The sequence below is a fragment of the Hymenobacter norwichensis DSM 15439 genome (assembly GCF_000420705.1).
In the GTDB taxonomy this organism is placed as follows: Bacteria; Bacteroidota; Bacteroidia; order Cytophagales; family Hymenobacteraceae; genus Hymenobacter; species Hymenobacter norwichensis.
In genome coordinates, this window is record NZ_ATVL01000008.1 from 685817 (window position 1) to 702959 (window position 17143).

Genomic DNA, 17143 nt, shown 5'->3' on the forward strand with positions numbered 1-17143 from the left:
CCACTCAGCCTTATGAAAAAGACCTTACTTGTTGCCCTGCTGACTTTGGCGGCCTACCTGCCTTTGCAGGCGCAAAACCCGATTATCAAAGACGTTTTCACCGCTGACCCAGCACCGCTAGTGTACCGCGACACGTTGTTTCTCTACACTGGCCACGATACGGCTTCGGTGCAGGAAACCAACTACAAAATGCCCGACTGGCGCATCTACTCCACCACCGACATGGTGCACTGGAAAGACTACGGTGTGCGCCTTTCGCCCAAAACGTTTGCTTGGGCCACTGGTGATGCCTATGCGGCGCAGTGCGTCTACCACAAAGGCAAGTTCTACTGGTTTGTGTCCACCTTCCACAAGAAAAATGACCAGAGCCAGGGCGGCGCGGCCATTGGGGTGGCGGTGTCGGACCGGCCTACTGGTCCATTCAAAGATGCTATTGGTAAGGCCCTTATCGTCAATGAGATGACCAAAGACAAGCCGCACGCCTGGGACGACATCGACCCCACGGTTTTTGTGGACGACGACAAGCAGGTATACATGTACTGGGGCAACGGCAGCTGCAAGTGGGTGAAGCTCAAGGACAACATGACCGAGCTGGCTGGTCCCATCAACACGTTCACGCCCAAAAACTACATTGAAGGCCCCTGGCTGTACAAGCGCAAAAAGCTGTATTACCTGGTGTACGCCAGCGCCGGCACCAAACCCGAAATGATAGAATACTGCACGGCCCCGAGCGCCGCCGGCCCCTGGACCTACCGCGGCATCATCCAGGAAAACGTGCCCAACAGCTTCACCACCCACCCCGGCATCATCGACTACAAGGGCAAGAGCTATTTCTTCTACCACAACGGCTCGTTGCCCACCGGCGGCAGCTACCGGCGTTCCATCTGCGTGGACGACATGTACTACAACCCCGACGGCACCATCAAGCCTATCGTGCAGACAACTAAGGGGGTAGCACCAGTGAAATAGATGCTTGCACTACTTGTCTGCCGCCATACGCCCCTCCGCATCCCACCCATGAAAACGCTCTTTCTCTCCATTCTTTTCCTAAGCACGCCGCTAGGACTACGTGCCGAAGACGGCCACCAGCTCTGGCTGCGCCCGCACGCGACGGTGCCGGTAACGGTGGTAGCACCCACCAAAACCTCGGCTTTGATCGCTACGGCCAAGCAGGAATTGCAGCAAGGCTGGCAGGGCCGCGCCGGGGCCACTGTCACGTTGACGCTCAAGAAGGACAGGGCCATCAAATACGACGGGTTTCAACTGAGCGCACAGGGTGTGCAGGCTACTACCGAGCGGGGCCTGCTGTACGGGGTGTTCGAGTTGTTGCGGCGTCAGCAAACCGGCCAGCCGATAACCGATGGTGTTTCCAACCCCTCGTATGAGCTTCGTTTGCTGAACCATTGGGACAACCCCGACGGGTCGGTGGAGCGGGGGTACGCGGGCAAATCCATCTTCTGGCGTAAGGACAGTGCCTTGGTCGTGACTGCTCGAGACAAGAAGCTGTGGCAGGAATACGCCCGGGCTAATGCGTCCATTGGCATCAACAGCAGCGTGCTCAACAACGTGAATGCCTCGCCGATGATACTCTCGGCCGAGTACCTGGGCCGAGTGAAAGCCATTGCCGACGTGCTGCGGCCGTACGGGGTGAAGACCTACCTCTCGGTGAAGTTTTCCTCGCCGGTGCTGTTGGGAGGCCTCAAAACTGCTGACCCGCTGGACCCGGCCGTTATCAAGTGGTGGCGCGGCAAAGCGCAGGAGATTTACCGGCAGGTGCCGGATTTTGGTGGCTTTTTGGTGAAGGCCAGCAGCGAAGGGCAGCCGGGGCCTCAGGACTACGGCCGTACCCACGCCGACGGCGCCAACATGCTAGCCGACGCCCTCAAGCCCTACGGCGGTCTGGTGATGTGGCGCGCCTTCGTGTACAGTCCCAACGATAAAGACCGCGCCAAGCAGGCCTACAACGAGTTTGTGCCGCTCGACGGCAAATTTCGCGACAATGTCATCATTCAGGTGAAGAATGGGCCGGTTGATTTCCAGCCGCGGGAGCCATTCAGCCCGCTGTTTGGGGCGCTGAAAAAGACGGCCGTGATGCCCGAATTTCAAATTACGCAAGAGTACCTCGGGCACAACATCGACCTGGCGTATCTGGCACCCATGTGGGAAGAGTGCCTGCAAAGCGACACCTACCAGGCGGGCCCCGGCAGCACGGTGGCCCGCTGCACCAACGGCAGCGTGTACCGCCAGGCGCACTCGGCCATGGCTGGCGTTTCCAACGTGGGCTTGGATACCAACTGGACCGGCCACGACTTCGCCCAGGCCAACTGGTACGCCTTCGGGCGGCTGGCTTGGAACAGCAACATGAAAAGCCCCCAGATAGCCGAGGAGTGGCTGAAGCTGACTTTCCAAAACGCCGCCGGCAGCGCCAATCAGCCGGCCACCACGGCAGCCGACTGGAACGTTAAGTTCGTGACGCCCATGACGCAGCTCATGCTGGCCAGCCGCGAGGCCATTGTGGATTACTCGATGCCGCTGGGCTTGCACCACATCATGTCGGCCACGCACGACCACTACGGCCCCGGCCCGTGGTGGGCGCCGCCTAAAATGCGCGCCGACTGGACCCCACCTTACTACCATCAGGCCGACGCCAACGGCGTGGGCTTCGACCGTACCAAGACGGGCAGCGACGCGGTGAGCCAGTACCACGAGCCGCTGGCTGCGCAGTTCAGCAACCCCGCCACTTGCCCCGATGCGTACCTGCTGTGGTTCCACCACTTGCCTTGGGATTTCAAGATGAAAAGCGGCCGCACGCTGTGGGATGAGCTGGCGCTGCACTACGACCACGGCGTACAGCAGGTGCAAGAGTTTCAGCGCACCTGGGACCAGGCCCGGCCCTACGTAGATGCCGAGCGCTTTGCAGTGGTGCAGAACAAGCTGCGCACCCAAAGCGGCAACGCCGTGGTGTGGAAAGACGCCTGTTTGCTGTACTTCCAGCAGTTCAGCCGCATGCCCATTCCGGCCGCCATCGAGCCGCCCATGCACACGCTGGAGACCCTCATTGCCAATGACACGCCGACTAGGCTGCCGCGTGTTTCTCGGCAACCTTAGTTGATTTCGCTTAGCTAGGCGGCCATTCAAGGCTGCTTACTTTATCGTTTTTCACCCTGTATGTATGCGTAAGTCCTTCCTCCGTGTGGTCCTGTTCGTGGCACTTGGGCTGGCTGGTTCTGCTCCGCGCAGCTACGGCCAGGCCAACCCCAAGCCGGGCGAAAATCCTATTCTGCGCGACATCTTCACGGCTGACCCAGCGCCGCTGGTGTACAAGGACAAGGTGTACCTCTACGTGGGCCACGACGAGGCGAAAGAGGGCCAGATGTTCAACATGAACGACTGGCGGTGCTATTCCTCATCTGATATGAAGAACTGGACCGCGCACGGCTCTATCATGAACGTGCGCGACTTCAAGTGGGCCAGCAAGGATGCCTGGGCCTCGCAGGTGGTGGCCCGCAATGGCAAGTTTTACTTCTACGCGGCGGTGCAGGAGGGCACCCCAGCCAACGCCAAGGCCATCGGGGTGGCCGTATCCGACAGCCCCACCGGCCCCTTCGTGGATGCCCGCGGCTCGGCCCTTATCTCCGACAAAACCACGCCTGGCCCTAACGGCTGGGACGACATCGACCCCACCGTATTCGTGGACGACGACGGCACGGCCTGGCTGGCTTGGGGCAACCCCAACTGCTACCTGGCCAAGCTCAAGCCCAACATGACCGAGCTCGACGGACCCATCCAGCGCATCGAAGTACCCAACTACACGGAAGGACCATGGCTGCACAAGCGCGGCAGCACCTACTACCTCACCTACGCCGCCTTTGCGCACCAGGGCATGTCGGAGAAGCTCTGCTACGCCACCGCCCCCCGCGTTACTGGCCCCTGGACCTACCAAGGCATCCTTACTGACCAAGCGAAAAACAGCTACACCATTCACGCTGGCATCGTCGAGTTTAAGAAGCAGTGGTACCTGTTTTACCACAACGCCACCCTCACGCTGCCCACCGGCGAAAGTGGCGCCCTGGGCCGGCGCAGCGTGTGCGCCGAGTACCTCTACTACAACCCCGACGGCACCATCCAGCCCATTGCTCACACGCTGGCTGGCCTGAGTGTACCGCCCCGCAAAGGTGCTAATCCGGCATCACCCCAGCGCCCACCAGTTGCCCCAACGGCCACGCCACCAGCCACCAGCGCAGGTGTTTCTCTCACCGAAAACACCCAGCCCCGGCCTATGCAGTGGCCCGGCAGCCCGGTTTTCAGCACCATGCCTGACCCAGCTACGGTAGCCCTCGATAACTTGAGCTTCAACCACAAGCAGGGTACTACCAGCCTTGGCCAGACCTTTGAGGTGAAAGCAGATTGCCGCCTGACACGCCTCGATTTATTTGGGGGTGACGGTTTCGGGACAGATGCCAAGCAACCTGTGGCCCTAGCCCTCTACGACCTAGGACCAGCCACCGGCCTGGCTGCCGACGCACCCACCTACGCCGTTGGCGCTAACCTGCTAGGTGCCGCCAACAGCCTAATTTTCACCTACACACCCCAGGCCGCTGGGATACTGCAATTCGACTTTGCCGCCTCCCACCAAGTGACGCTGAAAGCGGGGCACCGCTACGCGCTGGAGCTGCAAGGCGTGGCGAAGTCGGCGCCGCTGTTTTGGCGAGTGAGCCGGCAGGATACCTACGCCGGCGGTGGCGCCTACCAAAACCGCCAGCCCGTGCTGCTGAACGACAAGCGCGGCTACGACTTTGCCCTGGCCGTGTACGGTACCCCGCTAACTAATTAGGTTATTCCTCGCAACGAAAGCAGCTTCATGAACAATTCTTTCGCCCTTATACTTCGTAGCAAACACGCTATCCTAGCGGTGGCCTGCCTGCTTTTTGCGGGCCCTGGCCCCAGCTTCGGCCAGCGCCCTACCCCCCCGAAGGAACCAACGAGCACCGCGGCTTTTTACACCAACAAGTACCCCAACCTGCTGCGAGAAGCGGGTTACAGCCAAGCCGACATCGATAAGAAAGTAGCGCAGGCGTACCACGACGTGTTTGAGGGGCCGAACAAGGTGTACTTCACGGTGGGCGACTCCATGGCCTACGTGTCGGATGTGAAAAACGAGGATGCCCGCACCGAAGGCATGTCGTATGGGATGATGGTGGCGGTGCAGCTTAATAAAAAGGAGGAGTTTGACCGCCTCTGGCGCTGGTCGAAGAAGAACTTGCAGCACCAAAGCGGCCCATTGGAAGGCTACTTCGCCTGGAGCTTCAATACCACCACGATGAAGCTCAATTCGGAGGGGCCGGCCTCAGATGGCGAGTTGTATTTCGTGACTAGCCTGCTGTTTGCCTCCAACCGTTGGGGCAATGCTACGGGCATCAATTACTACAAGGAAGCCCGCCGCATCTTGGATGCCTCTTGGAAAAAGGACGGCACCGGCGGCGTACACAACCTCTTCAACACCAAATACAAGCAGATAAGCTTCGTGCCCGTCGGCGACATGTATAACTGGACCGACCCGTCCTACCACGTGCCAGCTTTTCTGGAAGTGTGGGCCGAATACGCCAAGGATGGGCACGAACAGTTCTACCGGGACTGCGCCGATACGTCGCGCGTGTTTCTGCACCGCGCCTGCGCCGCCCCCACCGGCCTCAACTACGATTACACCGAATTTAGCGGCAAACCCCACACGACTCGGTGGGCGCCCGCCGCGTTTCGCTACGACTCCTGGCGCGTGCCCATGAACATTGCCATGGACTACGTGTGGTTTGGCAAAGACCGGGCCTGGCAGCAGCAGTACGCCCAGCGCTTCCAGGGTTTTCTGCGCAGCAAAGGGGTCAACACCTTCGAGGACCAATTCAACGTGGACGGCTCACGGCCCGACTTTGTTCTGCCGGCCGGCAAGGTGAAGAAACTGCGCCACTCATTAGGCTTGGTCGCTACCTCGGCGTCGGCCTCGCTTATGCGCCCCGCCCCGCCGCAGCTGGACTTCGTGCACGCCCTCTGGAATGCCAAGCTGGCGCCCTACGAAGACGGCTACTTCGACCCTTACTATGACGGCCTGCTCTACCTGTTCAGCCTGATGCACCTGAGCGGCAAGTACCAGGTAATAAAGCCCGTAGCGCGTTAACTATTAGAGTAAGCCATGAATAACTACTTGTTGCTACTACTGCCCATATTGACCCTTTTGAGTCCGGCAGCGTGGGCACAGACCCCGGCGGCCCACAACCCCGTGATACATGCCGACGTGCCCGACCTGTCCATGATTCGGGTGGGGAAAACCTACTACATGAGCAGCACCACCATGCACATGAGCCCCGGCGTGCCCATCATGAAATCCACGGACCTAGTGAACTGGCAGCTAGTGAGCTACGCCTACGACACTCTTTCCACTGTTGATGCCATGACGCTCGCCAATGGCAAGAGCACCTACGGGCGCGGCTCCTGGGCCAGCAGTTTGCGCTACCACCAGGGCACCTACTACGTCAGCACGTTTGCCCAGACTACGGGCCGCACCCACGTGTATTCCACCAAAGACATCGAAAAAGGTCCCTGGAAAGCAGTTTCCTTTCGGCCAAGCATGCACGACCATTCGCTGTTTTTCGACGACGATGGCCGGGTGTACATGGTGTACGGCGCGGGCAAGCTGCAACTAGCCGAACTCACGGCCGACGTGTCGGGCCTGAAGCCGGGCACCACGCCGCAAACCATCATCGAGAATGCCAGCACCCCCGCCGGCCCCAACCTCGGCCTGCCGGCCGAAGGCTCGCAGTTGTTCAAAATCAAGGGTAAGTACTACCTGTTTAATATCACGTGGCCCAAGGGCGGGATGCGCACGGTGGTGGTGCATCGGGCCGACAAAATAACGGGCCCCTACGAGGGCCGAGTGGCGTTGCAAGACCTCGGCGTGGCCCAGGGCGGCCTTATCGACACGCCTGACGGCAAGTGGTATTCCTATTTGTTCCGCGACTACGGGGCGGTGGGCCGCATTCCGTACCTGGTGCCGGTACAGTGGAAGGATGGCTGGCCGGTACTGGGCAGCCCCGCGGGCAAAGTGCCCGAAACGCTGCCTCTGCCCGCTAATAAAAGCTTAATTCCGGGCATCGTGGCTTCCGACGAATTCACCCGGCGCAAGGGCGAGCCGTCCCTGCCGCTAGTGTGGCAGTGGAACCACAACCCCGCCAACCAATTCTGGTCGGTGGCCAAGCGCCCCGGCTACCTGCGCCTCACTACGGGGCGGGTGGATACGTCGTTTGTAATGGCCCGCAACACCCTGACGCAACGGACCATTGGCCCGGTGTGCGCTGGTACCACGGCCCTGGATGTATCTCACCTGAAGGCGGGGGACTTTGCCGGCCTTGGGGTATTACAGAAGCGCTACGGTTTAGTGGGCGTGCAAGCCAGCGCGGGCGGTAAAGCTATTGTAATGGTTAGCGCCGAGTCGGAAAAACCGGTGGAGTTGCAGCGCCTGCCGCTGAAGCAAGACAAGGTGTACTTTAAAATCGAGTGCGACTTCCAGGACCGGAAGGACATTGCCACCTTCTTCTACAGCCTCGATGGCAACACCTGGCAGCCCGTGGGCGGGCCGTTGAAAATGGCCTACACGCTGCCGCACTTTATGGGCTACCGCTTCAGCCTGTTCAACTACGCCACCCAAGCAGCAGGCGGGTACGCCGACTTCGACTATTTCCGCATCACCGATAAGCTTACTAAGTAGCCGTGCTAGCGGGGTGCCCTGCTAAACCCTATAACTCGTATTTACCATTCGCAAAACGCAATGCGTCACCTTAAACTTTACTGGCTACTGGCGGCCCTAACCCTCGTTGGTCTTTCGCCCGCCTACGCCCAAAATCCCTTCATCACCAATCAATTCACCGCCGACCCTACAGCCCGCGTGTTCGATGGCCGGGTGTACGTGTACCCCTCGCATGATATTCCGGCTGCCCCAGGGCGCGGGCGGGCGGGCTGGTTTGTCATGGAAGACTACCACGTCTTCTCCTCCGCCAACCTCACCGACTGGACCGACCACGGCGTCATCGTGACGCAAAACAAGGTGCCCTGGGTGAAGCCCGACAGCTACAGCATGTGGGCGCCCGACTGTATCCAGCGCAACGGCAAGTACTACTTCTACTTCCCCACCACGCCCCGCGATACGACCGTCAGCAAGGGCTTTACAGTGGGGGTGGCTGTGGCCGATAAGCCCACCGGGCCGTTTGTGCCGCAGCCGCTGCCCATCAAAGGTGTGCGCGGCATCGACCCGAATGTGCTTATCGACAAAGATGGCCAGGCCTACCTCTATTGGTCGCAGGGCAACATCTACGGCGCCAAGCTGAAGAGCAACATGCTGGAGCTGGCCGAAGAACCCCAAACCCTCGGCGAGCTACCCACCAAAGGCTTGAAGGAAGGCCCGTACGTATTTGAGCGCAAAGGCATTTACTACCTCACCTATCCGCACGTCGAGAACAAGACCGAGCGCCTCGAATATGCCACCAGCACCAGTCCGCTCGGGCCGTTCACAGTAAAGGGGGTAATTATGGATGAGTCGCCAACCGGGTGCTGGACCAACCACCACTCGTTGCTGCAACTCAAAAACCAGTGGTACCTGTTCTACCACCACAATGATTTGTCGCCGAACTTCGACAAGAACCGCTCGGTCAGAATCGACAGCTTGTCCTTTGCCGCCGACGGCTCTATCAACAAAGTGCAGCCCACCCTGCGCGGTGTCGGCCTGACCAGCGCTAAGCAGAAAATCCAGCTGGACCGCTATAGCCGCCTGAGCCAGCGAGGCGCAACCATTGCCTTCCTAGATACGGCCAACACCTTTCAGGGCTGGAAAACCGTCTTCGCTGGCAACTCCGGTTGGGTACAGTATAACGGCGTCGCATTCGGCGCGCAGAAGCTAAAAACTGTTTCGCTCCGCGGGACTTCCCCTGCTGGGGCTACCCTGCAAATCCGGTTGGATAACGCAACAGGGCCAGTGGTAGCGGAAGTTATCGTACCCAAGGGCACCGCGTGGCAAGAAGTGAAAGCCCCGGTCTTGGCATTCAAGCCCGGCACGCACGCGCTGTATGTCGCGCCCAAGGCCAAAGCGGCGGGTACCGTTGAGGTGGACTGGGTGCGCTTCGAGTAAGCCCGCAAGCGTGGCCTAAGCCGCAAAAAATCCCTTCCTTCAGGATACAGCTAGAGTACGAAGCTGTCTGACTCTCTTTCCAATTCCATTTCTATGAAGCTCGCTACTGCTTTACTAGGCCTGCTCCTGCTCACCAGTGGGGCCCAACCGGCCACCAATCCCACCCACAGCCTAGTGGCCGAATATCCCTTCCAGAACCCCGACTTGCCAATCGACCAGCGAGTCAATGACTTAGTGGGCCGCTTGACCTTGCCCGAGAAGGTGTCGCAGATGCTGAACGCCTCACCGGCCATCGACCGGCTCGGCATTCCGGCCTATAATTGGTGGAACGAAGCTCTGCACGGCGTAGCCCGAACCAGCTTGAAAACTACGGTGTTCCCGCAGGCCATCGGTATGGCCGCCACCTTCAACACCGAGTCCATGCTGCAAATGGCCACCATCACCTCCGACGAGGCGCGGGCTGTCCACCAAGAGTACGTGCGGCGCGGCGAGCGGGGTATCTACCAGGGCCTCACGTTCTGGACGCCCAACATCAACATTTTCCGCGACCCGCGCTGGGGCCGGGGCCAGGAAACCTACGGCGAAGACCCCTACCTGACCGGCCAGCTCGGTAGCGCGCTGGTGAAAGGCTTTCAGGGCGACGACCCCAAGTACCTGAAAGTAACAGCCTGCGCCAAGCATTTCGCCGTACACAGCGGCCCCGAGTCGTCGCGCCACGAGTACAACGCCCAAATCAGCGACTACGACCTGTGGGACACGTATTTACCGGCCTTCCGCGACTTGATAGTGGACGCCAAGGTGGCCGGCGTGATGTGCGCCTACAACGCCTACGCCGGCCAGCCCTGCTGCGGCTCCGACAAGCTGATGAACGAGATTCTCTACGATAAGTGGAAGTTCAAAGGGTACGTCACCTCCGACTGCGACGGCATCAACGACTTCTGGCAGCACCACAAAACCGACCCCGACGCGGCCACCGCCGCCGCCAACGCCGTGCTGCACGGCACCGACCTGGAGTGCGCCACCGGCAAGCTCTTCACCTATAACTCGTTGCTGGAATCGGTGGAGAAGAAGCTCATCAGCGAGCAGCAGCTGGACACCTCGGTGAAGCGGCTCTACAAAATCCGGTTTCAGTTGGGCATGTTCGACCCGGTGGAGCGCGTGAAATACGCCCAAATTCCCATGAGTGTGGTGGAAAGCAAGCCGCACCAAGCCCACGCCCTCAAAATGGCCCGCGAATCGGTGGTGCTACTCAAGAATGACAAGAACACGCTGCCACTGCGCAAGAACCTAAAGAAGATTGCCGTGCTCGGCCCCAATGCCGACAACGAAAGCGTGCAGCTCGGCAACTACAACGGCTTCGCTACCGACATCGTGACGCCGCTCGAAGGCATTCGGGCCAAGGTGGGCCCCGGCACCGAGGTGGTGTACATTCAGGGGGTTGACTACGCCAGCAACGTGGTGTACGAGCCGCTGGATATCAACAAGCAGCTTGCCTACAATGGCAAACCGGGCTTTCAGGCCGAGTATTTCAAGGGTATCACCCTGGAAGGCCAGCCCGTGGCTACCCGGCAGGAAGCGGGCCTGGACCGCTACCTCGCCAACGTGAAAATGGAGGTGGCGCCCGGCCTGCCCGCCGAGAATTTTTCGGCCCGCTACCAGGCTACGTTCACGCCCACCAAGTCCGAGGAGCTGGCTTTGCAAATCAATGGCGACGACGGCTACCGGCTGTTTGTGGATGATAAACTGGTGATTGACGCCTGGAAGGGCCGGGGCTTTTCCACCAACCAGCACACCCTGAACGTAACGGCCGGCCAGCCACTGAAGCTGCGGCTGGAATACCTGCAAACCGACCGCCGCACCATCCTAAAGTTCACCGGCGCGAAAGTGGTGCCGATGAACGCGGCCAACATTCTGGCCCAGGTGAAGGACGCCGACGCTATTGTGATGATAGGTGGTATTTCGCCCAAGCTGGAAGGCGAAGAAATGAACGTGAAAGTGCCCGGCTTCAGCGGCGGCGACCGAACCACCATTGGCCTGCCCCAGGTGCAAACCGAGTTGCTTAAGGTGCTGCACAGCTCCGGTAAGCCGGTGGTTTTCACCATGATGTCGGGTAGTGCGCTGGCTACTCCCTGGGAGGCTGCCAACCTGCCGGCCCTGATTACCACCTGGTACGGCGGGCAGTCGGCGGGCACGGCGCTGGCCGACGTGCTGTTCGGCGACTACAACCCCGCCGGCCGCCTGCCGGTCACGTTCTATAAGTCGGAAACCCAGCTGCCGCCCTTCGATAATTACAGCATGGCCGGCCGCACTTACCGCTACTTCACCGGCGAGCCGCTGTTTCCGTTTGGCCACGGCCTGAGCTACACCACCTTCCAATACAGCAACGTGAAAGTGCTGTCCAAGCCCGTAACCGGGCAGCCCATCAGCGTGAGCGTGCAGGTGCAGAACACCGGCCAGCGCGCCGGCGACGAAGTGGTGCAGCTGTACGTTCGCCACCCCGGCGCATCGGGCCGCGTAGCCCGGCATGCACTCGAAGGCTTCCGGCGCATGAACCTGAAGGCCGGCGAGAAAAAGACGGTGACGTTCACCCTAACGCCACGCCAGCTTTCGCGCCTCAACGCTAAAGCCCAACGCGTGGAGCTAGCCGGAAAAGTGCAGGTGTTTGTGGGGGGGGGCCAGCCGCTGGCCGCTGCCGTGAAAGCCGGCCGCGTGCAGCAAGCCGACCTCGTGCTGACCGGCGCCACCAAGACGATTGACTAGCTCTAGTGAGCATTGACTCCGAGTACTAACAATTAAGAAAGAACGGTCATGCAGAGCGCAGCGAAGCATCTCGCGTGCTGACTCAGAATATATCACTCAGACAGCAGCACGCGAGATGCTTCGCTGCGCTCTGCATGACCGTTCTTTTAACCAGTAGCTAGGCCTCATACCATTCAAAACCCACACTCTCAACCGATGAGAAAACTATATCCTCTGCTGGCAAGCCTGCTGCTGGCCACTACGGCCTTGCAGGCTCAACCAACTGTAAAGGAAGCGCCCCAAGGCTTCGACCAGCCCAAAGCCGGCATTGCCGCCGGCCGGCTCGACAGTATCAGCTACCCTTCGGCCACTGTGGGCACGACGCGCAAGGCACTCGTGTACACCCCGCCGGGCTACTCTAAAGGCAAAAAGTACCCAGTGCTGTACCTACTGCACGGCATTGGGGGCGACGAAAAGGAATGGCTGAAAGGCGGCCGGCCGCAGGTGATTCTCGACAACCTATATGCCGAGGGTAAGCTGAAACCCATGCTGGTAGTGATGCCCAACGGCCGCGCCCTGAAAGACGATCGGGCCGTGGGCAACATCTACAGCCCCGAGAAAGTAGCCGGCTTTGCCAACTTCGAAAAAGACCTGCTAACCGACCTTATTCCCTTCATTGAGAAGAAGTATAAGGTGCTGAAAGACCGGGACAATCGAGCCATTGCAGGGCTTTCCATGGGTGGCGGACAGTCGTTGAATTTTGGGCTGGGCAACCTGGATAAGTTTGCCTGGGTCGGTGGGTTTTCCTCGGCGCCTAACACCAAGAAGCCTGAAGAACTGGTGCCCGACCCCGCCAAAGCACGCCAGCAACTCAAGCTGCTCTGGATTTCGTGCGGCGACAACGACGGATTAGTTTCCATCAGCCAGCGCACCCACGACTACCTGTATCAGCACAACGTGCCGCACGTGTACTACCTCGAAGCAGGCGGCCACGACTTCAAGGTCTGGAAAAACGGGCTGTACATGTTTTCGCAGTTCCTGTTCAAGCCCGTTGACAAGGCGAAGCTACCCACCTATACTGTGCTGGGCACGCCGGCCGCCACCAACGTGCGCAACGCCAAATATCCCCAGATTCTGCCCGACAACCGGGTGGTATTCCGCCTGAAAGCCCCTACCGCCAAACAAGTACAGGTGGACCTAGCCCGCAAATACGACATGGTGAAAGACAGCAGCGGCGTCTGGACCGTCACGACGGATACCATCAGCCGGGGCCTGCACTACTACTCCCTGCTGCTCGACGGGCTGCCCGTGGCCGACCCCGCCAGCGACACATTCTACGGCATGGGGCGCATGGCTAGTGGCATCGAAATCCCCAATCGAAACGGCAGCTTTTATGCCATGAAGGACGTGCCCCACGGCGACATCCGGGTGAAGCGTTTCTTCTCGAGCGTTACCAATTCGTGGCGGCAGGCCTACATCTACGCGCCGCCCGGCTACGAGGCCAATCCCGCCGAAAGGTACCCGGTGCTCTACCTGCTGCACGGCGGCGGTGAAGACGAAAGCGGCTGGGCCAAGCAAGGCAAAACCGATTTAATACTAGATAACTTGCTGGCTGAAAAGAAAGTCAAGCCGATGCTGGTCGTGATGATGGACGGCAATATGGGCGGCCCCGGTGGCATTGCCGGCTTCTCGGAAAACACGTTGCAATCTTTTGAAAGAGAACTGAAGCAAACGGTTATTCCATTTGTGGAAAGCAATTTTCGGGTGGCACCCGGCGCCAACAACCGCGCTCTGGCAGGCCTGTCGATGGGCGGTTTGCAAACGCTCTACGCCGGCGTCCGCAATACCGATATGTTTTCGTCCTTGGGGGTGTTCAGCTCCGGCTTTTTCGCCAACAACGCTAAGCTGTCTGATCCGCAGTACAACTACATGAAGCAGAACGCCGGCACCATCAACCAGAACCTAAAGCAGTTGTGGCTGTCGATGGGCGGACCGGAAGACATTGCCTACGCCAACAACAAAGTAATGCGCGCCAAATTTGATGAGCTGGGTATCAAGTACGCCTACAGCGAATATCCGGGCGGACACACTTGGCCCGTGTGGCGCCATGACTTGTATCTGTTTGCGCCGCTGCTATTCAAATAGGCAGCACTCCACTAAACTAGCGCAGCACCGAGGCAACGTATGCCTCGGTGCTGCGCTAGTTTAGTGGAGTGCCATTCAAGGCTCAGAAGAGGTAACTAAGCCGCTCACCTAAAGCAGATAAGCCGAAGAAGACCGGCAAACAGGAAGCACACAAGTACCTTTCTTACAGCACTTTACTAAGCCATCACTTCGTAAGTCATGACGGGTTTGGCCTTGTTTTTCAGGTGCACCTCCCCTACCTCTTGGCATTGAAACGACTCTTTTACCTTGGCGTAAATAGCGTCGGTGATGATGATTTGGTTGGGCTTGGCCGAGGATTGTAGGCGCTGGCTCACGTTCACTGTATCGCCAATTACGGTGTAGTCGAGGCGGCGCAGGGAGGCCGAACCGATGTTGCCGGATACCATTTCGCCGGTATTGATGCCGATGGATACGCGCGGCTGATAGGCGCTGCCGTCGGGCAGAATGTTCTGCTGGGCCTGAATAACGGAACGCACCGCCAGCGCGGCATCAATGGCCCGGTCCAAGTGAAACTCGCCCCGGAAAACGGCCATAACGGCGTCGCCCATAAACTTATCGATGTAGCCGCCTTGCGCAATAACGGCCTTTACAATCTGGTCGAAATAGGTGTTGAGCAGCGTGACAACCGTGCCGGCCGGCAATACTTCCGACAACGATGTGAAGCCGCAGATGTCGATGAAAACCACGGTAGCTTCCACGGTTTCGCTCAGCATCAGGGAGTTTTCGAAACCGGGCCGCGCCATAAAATTGATGACCGTTTCGTCCACGTACATCTTCAGGATGTTGTTTTCCTGAATGGCGCGCAGCGTTTGGCGCAACTGCTGCACGTGGCTGGCAGTTTTCTCCATGGTGACCTGTAAATCGGTGAAATCCACTGGCTTGCACACGAAGTCGAAGGCGCCCCGGTTCATGGCCGTCCGGATGTTGGCCATGTCGCCATAGGCCGAAACGATGACGGTTTTCACTACCGCATTCAAATCGTGTAGCTTAGTGAGCAGCGTCAGGCCATCCATTACGGGCATGTTGATGTCGCTGAGCACAATGTCCAGGTCAGGATTGGCCTGCACGCAGTCCAGCGCCTCCTGCCCGTTGGCCGCGAATTTGAATTCGTACACGCCTTCGCGGATTTGCCGCCGGAATTTCTGCTTGATCAGCAGCTCTAGGTCTGCCTCGTCATCTACTACCAGAATCTTCGTTTTCATAGCTTCTCCAAGGAGAGTAATTTTTCTTTGAGCGCGCCAAAATCCACAGGCTTGGTCAGGAAGTCGTTGGCCCCGAGCTGCATGGCTTGGTTGTAGCTGTCGGTGTCGCCGTACGCGGTTATCATCATCACCATCGGGGCCGGCGGCGGCGGCGCGTCGTATTCCTGCTTCACGCGGCGCAGCAGCTCCAGCCCGCTCATGCCGGGCATGTTGATGTCGGACAGAATCAGCACCACTTCTGAAGGGTGACCGTGCAGATAATTGAGAGCTTCTTCGCCGGAATAGGCAAATGAAAACTCGAATTGCCCGCTGCGAATCTCCCGCCGGAAGCGTTGTTCAAATAGCGTCCGTACGTCTGTTTCGTCGTCAACAACCAGTATTTTCATCTTATGCTAAGGTAGTACAGTTACCAGATTAAGTTGTCTTTACTCGGGCAGCACAATCACAAACTCGGTGCCGCGGCCCTCCTCGCTGTCCACGGTTAGCGTACCGTTGTGGCCCTGCGTGATGATGTCGTAGCTGAGCGAAAGGCCTAAGCCAGTACCTTCGCCAGTAGGTTTGGTGGTGAAAAAGGGCTGAAAAATCTTCTGCTTCACGCTCTCCGGAATACCCAGCCCGTTGTCACGAACCCTAATTTCGCTGCCTTCACTGGTGCGGCGGGTGCTTACCGTAACCGTCGGGTAGTAGCCGGTTTCCTGGCGTTTTTGGCGCTGCTGCACGGCGTAGAAGGCATTGGTGAGCAAATTGAGCAGCACCCGCCCAACATCCTGCGAAATCACTTCTACCTGCCCCAAATTGGGGTCGAAATGGGTTTCGAGGGTGGCGTTGAAGGTTTTGTCTTTGGCGCGCAAGCCGTGGTAAGCTAAGCGCAGGTATTCGTCGCAGAGGGCGTTGAGGTCGGCGGGGCTCCGCTCGCCGGTGCTGGCGCGGCTGTGCTCCAGCATGCCCCGGACAATGCTGCTGGCCCGCTGCCCGTGGTGCGTTATCTTCTGAAGGTTGAGTTTAAGGTCGGCGAGCAGTTCGTTTTCCAGCTCTGGGTCCCGCTCTGCCTTCTGGCACTCTTCCTCCAACTCTTGCACCAACTCAGCCGATACCTCCGAAAAGTTGTTGACGAAGTTGAGCGGGTTCTGAATCTCGTGGGCAATGCCGGCCGTCAGTTCCCCCAAGCTGGCCATTTTCTCGGCCTGAATCAGCTGGGCCTGCGTGGTTTTCAGCTCGGTAAGCGTGTAGCGCAGTTCTTCGGTCTGCTGGGTGAGGGCCACCGTGCGCTCCGATACCAGCCGCTCCAGCTCCATATTTTGGGCTTCAATGCGCCGCTTGTTTTGCTCTTCTTCTTCGCGCAGCAGGCGCTCGGCTTCCAGGTTTTTCTTTTGGCTGCGGGCAATCAGCAGAAAGGTAGCCAGCCAGATAAATGCAAACCCCTGGGCCGTATCGAAGGCGTCATCATATTCATCCAACAGTCCGTTGCCCAGCGCCTTCGCCAGAAATTCGAACAGGTAGTGTAGCGCGAAGGGAGCTATAGCCAGCAGAATAGTACGGGCCGGGCGGTAGTCCCGGATGCGAAGCAGCAACGCTACCGTGCCAGCCATGGTGAGTAGCCAGAACACACCGTTAAGATGGTCGCTTTTGATGTTGAACAGCAGCCCGAATACGGCCACGCTTATTCCCAGTACCCAAACTTTGTTGGCGGCCACGGACCAGCGCGGCGCCCGGACTGGCAGGTTCAGAAACTTGCCGTACGCCCGCAGGATGCCCCAGGCCACCAGCACAGAGAATGACAGCTCGGCATTAATATTTATAAACGATTTAGAGTCCATAATCTGCCTTTGGATGCGCAGGCGCTTCGGTTTGGTACATGTAAGGCATT

Annotated in this window: 11 protein-coding genes; 8 read left to right on the forward strand and 3 right to left on the reverse strand. The window is 59.0% G+C overall.

Annotated elements, in window-relative coordinates; genetic code table 11:
• The first annotated feature begins 12 nt into the window (after positions 1-12).
• The 8 genes from G536_RS0113810 (at position 13) to G536_RS0113845 (ending at position 14053) form a co-directional block, all read left to right on the forward strand.
• A complete protein-coding gene (locus G536_RS0113810) occupies positions 13-969 on the forward strand; it encodes a glycoside hydrolase family 43 protein (RefSeq protein ID WP_022824193.1) in 957 nt (318 codons plus the stop codon).
• A gap of 48 nt (positions 970-1017) precedes the next feature.
• Complete coding sequence (locus tag G536_RS27855) at positions 1018-3108, forward strand: alpha-glucuronidase (protein ID WP_022824194.1); 2091 nt, start codon at positions 1018-1020, stop codon at positions 3106-3108.
• Between the two features lie 64 nt (positions 3109-3172).
• Positions 3173-4834, forward strand: coding sequence for a glycoside hydrolase family 43 protein (locus G536_RS31500; protein ID WP_022824195.1), 1662 nt, complete (start codon positions 3173-3175; stop codon positions 4832-4834).
• 27 nt (positions 4835-4861) lie between these two features.
• A complete protein-coding gene (locus tag G536_RS0113825) occupies positions 4862-6169 on the forward strand; it encodes a family 8 glycosyl hydrolase (RefSeq protein WP_022824196.1) in 1308 nt (435 codons plus the stop codon).
• A 15-nt stretch (positions 6170-6184) separates the two neighbouring features.
• Positions 6185-7756 carry a glycoside hydrolase family 43 protein gene (locus G536_RS0113830; protein ID WP_022824197.1) on the forward strand — a complete coding sequence of 524 codons (1572 nt, stop codon included), beginning with the start codon at positions 6185-6187 and terminating at the stop codon, positions 7754-7756.
• Between the two features lie 60 nt (positions 7757-7816).
• Positions 7817-9169 (forward strand): family 43 glycosylhydrolase, encoded by a 1353-nt coding sequence (locus tag G536_RS0113835; RefSeq protein ID WP_022824198.1) that lies wholly within the window; start codon positions 7817-7819, stop codon positions 9167-9169.
• Between the two features lie 93 nt (positions 9170-9262).
• The gene (locus tag G536_RS27865) at positions 9263-11929 is read left to right on the forward strand and encodes a glycoside hydrolase family 3 C-terminal domain-containing protein (RefSeq protein WP_022824199.1); all 2667 of its coding nucleotides are present in this window, start codon (positions 9263-9265) and stop codon (positions 11927-11929) included.
• A gap of 195 nt (positions 11930-12124) precedes the next feature.
• Positions 12125-14053, forward strand: coding sequence for an alpha/beta hydrolase-fold protein (locus G536_RS0113845; RefSeq protein WP_022824200.1), 1929 nt, complete (start codon positions 12125-12127; stop codon positions 14051-14053).
• Between the two features lie 176 nt (positions 14054-14229).
• Here the strand turns inward: G536_RS0113845 and G536_RS0113850 are convergent, their stop codons facing one another.
• Genes G536_RS0113850 through G536_RS0113860 form a run of 3 tightly spaced genes read right to left on the reverse strand, consistent with a single transcriptional unit; the run spans position 14230 to position 17093 of the window.
• On the reverse strand, positions 14230-15276 hold the full coding sequence (locus G536_RS0113850; protein ID WP_022824201.1) for an adenylate/guanylate cyclase domain-containing protein: 1047 nt from the start codon (positions 15274-15276) through the stop codon (positions 14230-14232).
• Positions 15273-15662 (reverse strand): response regulator, encoded by a 390-nt coding sequence (locus tag G536_RS0113855; RefSeq protein ID WP_022824202.1) that lies wholly within the window; start codon positions 15660-15662, stop codon positions 15273-15275. The genes G536_RS0113850 and G536_RS0113855 overlap by 4 nt, the downstream gene beginning before the upstream one ends.
• Before the next feature lie 39 nt (positions 15663-15701).
• Positions 15702-17093 (reverse strand): ATP-binding protein, encoded by a 1392-nt coding sequence (locus tag G536_RS0113860; protein ID WP_022824203.1) that lies wholly within the window; start codon positions 17091-17093, stop codon positions 15702-15704.
• Positions 17094-17143 lie beyond the last annotated feature (50 nt).